The organism is Stieleria sp. (assembly GCF_041595215.1).
Classification (GTDB): Bacteria; Planctomycetota; Planctomycetia; order Pirellulales; family Pirellulaceae; genus Stieleria; species Stieleria magnilauensis.
In genome coordinates this window covers 1-3,071 of sequence record NZ_JBFHKV010001026.1, presented here as the reverse complement: position 1 = coordinate 3,071, position 3,071 = coordinate 1, and the positions used below count along the sequence as shown (strand labels likewise).

Here is a 3,071-nt window from a genome sequence, read left to right as displayed (position 1 = left end):
GGCTTCAGCCGCCCGTCTTGCTGCTTCGCAGCGCGTAAGGATGCGCCTAAAGGCTGGACACCAACGGTTGCTGGTGTGCAGGCTTTAGCCGCCCCGTCTTGCTGCTTCGCAGCGCGTGGGGATGCGTCTGAAGGCTGGACACCAACCTGCGCCCCAAACTCACTCCGGCGCCGATTTCAACTGTTCGACCAAGTCCACCATCGGGTCGGTCAGCAAACGTCCTTTCCGCCACATCAACACGATTCGTCGCTGCCCCAGTTTGTCACTGAGTGATCGTGAGGCGAGTTTCTTACTCAGCTCGCCGTTGCTGCGGCCGGCCAAAATTCCGATCCCCATGCCGGCGGAGACACAAGCGATCGTGAAGGCGCTGTTGTCGGTTTCAACGCTGATCTTGGCCTGCAAACCTTCGCGATGAAACGCCTGGTCGAGCGCGTCGCGTCCATGCGTGCCCGCCAACGTGACCACCAACGGGTGTTCCGCCAAGTCCGCCAATTCCGCTGATCGTGACTTCATGTAAGGATGCGATTTCTTTGCCACCGCCAAGAACTCGACCGTGTAGGCCGGTTCATAGTGCAGGTGGGGTGACTTGCGGTCCGGTCCCGGTTCCAAGGCCATGGCGAGGTCAGCCTGGTCGTCCATCAGCAACTCTTCGGCGCGGCGATCGCTGCCCTGGCGAATCACCAGATGGTTGGGGTGCCGTTTGTGAAACGCCGCCAAGGGCACCGCCAGGTCTTCCAGCATCATCCGCGCCCCGGCGACCATCCGTATCGTTTGATCGATCGACGATCGCGCCACCACGTCAAACGTCGATTCGATCTGAACCAAGATCGAACTGACGTGTTCGTACAACGTCTCCGCCGCCGCGGTCGGCTCGACGTGTCGTCCCGCTCGCGCGAACAACTCCACACCATAAGCCTTCTCCAACGCCTGGATATGTTGCCAGACCGAAGGCACCGAGAGATGCGAAACGCGGGCCGCTGCCGCATAACCGCCTTCCTGCATCACCAACTGAAACGTCCGCAGTTGGGCGATGTTTAAATCTTCAGACTGGATCGGACGGGGCACAACGCACCATTTACAAATACGAAATGAATGTTTCAGACTATTTTATTGTAACGAATGAGAGCAAGGGCCTACAATCCGCCCCTGCAGCGGGACACAGCGGCGGGCGCGACATCGCGTCGGCAACCGACAACGGCGTGTGCCGCGTGCAGCGTTGTGCTCCCCGTGCCCGGATCGGTCGAATGGACCACCCTCGCCTATCCCCCCTGCGTTCTCCCCTGTCCTTCCAGTCCTTTTTTGTTTGAGTCGTATGAGTTCTTATCGAATCGCGTTGTTACCCGGCGATGGCATCGGACCGGAGTGCATGGACGCGACCTACCGGGTACTCGGCCACATGGTCGATCAGATCGACGGTTTGGATCTGGGGTTTACGTCCCACCGCGCGGGCGCAGAACTGTATCGTGACACGGGTGAAACGTTACCCGCGGCAGTGTTGGAAGATTGCTTGGCCGCCGATGCGGTGCTGTTGTCCGCGATCGGTCTGCCTGACGTGCGCTACCCCGACGGCACCGAAGTCCAGCCGACGATGATGGTCGGATTGCGCCGTGCATTGGCGGTGCACTCGGCCGTCCGTCCGGTCAAGCTTTATCGCGGCGCCCCTTGCGTGCTCAAAGACACCGGGCCGGGAATTGATTTCGTCATCATCCGAGAGAACCTCGAAGGACTGTTTGCGTCCTTCGGCGGCGGCAGCAAGGTGGGCGACGAAGTGGCCACCGACACGCTGGTCGTGACCCGCAAGGGCACGTCGCAGGTATCTGATTTTGCGTTCCGTCTGGCCCAGCGTCGCAACGGACGTCCCGTCGACGGCAAGAAAATGGTCACCTGTGTCGACAAGGCGAACGTTTTTCAAAGCATGGCGTTCTTCCGCAAAGTCTTTTTCGATGTCGCGAACAACTATCCCGACATCCAAGCCGACGCGGTGTATGTCGACGCGATGAGTTTGTACATGGTGCAAAACCCCTGGGACTTTGATGTCCTGGTGATGGAAAACCAGTTCGGCGACATCCTGTCGGACCTAGGTGCCGGCTTGGTCGGCGGACTCGGCGTCGGACCCTCGGCCGAAATCGGCGAAGAACACGGTTTATTTCAGCCTTCCCATGGGACGGCACCGCAACTGGCCGGCAAGAACGTTGCCAATCCGCTGGCGACGATTCTGTCGGCCGCGATGATGTTGGATTGGCTGGGCGACAAGCACAACGACGCCGTTTGTCTGCGCGCGGCGGTGGACTTGGAACAGGCGGTCGAAAAAGTGATCGCCGACGGAAACGTGATCACGCCCGACATGGGCGGAAACGCGACCACGTCCCAAGTCGCCGCGGCGGTGTGTGACGCGTTGGGATGTGACGCGCCGGGCCGCGATGTCCACAGCGTCGCCACCCCCGCCAATTGAATCCGATCCCTTTGCTTCCGCAACGTCGTTCCCCGACGAAGCGTATCCCCATTCCCCTGCTTCCCTCCCTTCCCCACCGGGCATACATGATGAGACGAACAACACGATTGAAACCCCACATCGCAACCACATGGCTGCTTTTCGTTGCCGCAGTCGCCGCCGCGTCAGCGCAGGCACAGCAGCCGATCGTCGATGAGTCGGTCGTGTTCGCCGAGCAGGACGGCTTGGTAGCCGTTGAAGCGGAGCATTTTTTCAAACAAACCGCCAACGACGTTCGTGCGTTTTACCTGACACACGCAGACTCGACGCCGTCGATCACACCCGACGGCGATCCGTCACACGTCGCCGGAGCCAGCGGTGGCGCCTACTTGGAAATCTTGCCCGATACACGTCGCACCCACGGCGACAAACTCATCCGGGGCACCAACTTTTCACCCGAACCCGGTGCGATGGCCGTGCTGCATTACAAGGTCGATATCTCGACGCCGGGGACCTACTACGTCTGGGTCCGCGCCCATTCGACCGGATCCGAAGACAACGGTCTGCACGTCGGCATCGATGGCACTTGGCCCGAAAGCGGCCAGCGGTTGCAGTGGTGCGAAGGCAAACAGACATGGCG

The 3,071-nt window shown here is 60.5% G+C and carries 2 protein-coding genes and 1 pseudogene; 2 read left to right on the top strand and 1 reads right to left on the bottom strand.

Features of this window, described 5'->3' with window-relative positions:
- Positions 1-159 precede the first annotated feature (159 nt).
- On the bottom strand, positions 160-1,065 hold the full coding sequence (locus tag ABX749_RS27595) for a LysR family transcriptional regulator (protein ID WP_372898863.1): 906 nt from the start codon (positions 1,063-1,065) through the stop codon (positions 160-162).
- Positions 1,066-1,312: 247 nt separating this feature from the next.
- On the opposite strand from ABX749_RS27595, the gene ABX749_RS27590 reads away from it, so the two are divergent.
- A complete protein-coding gene (locus tag ABX749_RS27590) occupies positions 1,313-2,452 on the top strand; it encodes an isocitrate/isopropylmalate dehydrogenase family protein (RefSeq protein ID WP_372898861.1) in 1,140 nt (379 codons plus the stop codon).
- A 107-nt stretch (positions 2,453-2,559) separates the two neighbouring features.
- Positions 2,560-3,071: pseudogene (locus tag ABX749_RS27585) on the top strand (hypothetical protein); the annotation flags it as partial.

What these genes read in the sequence shown, in the direction of transcription:
- ABX749_RS27590 (WP_372898861.1), top strand. Translation starts at nt 1,313, where the DNA reads ATGAGTTCTTATCGAATCGCGTTGTTACCCGGCGATGGCATCGGACCG.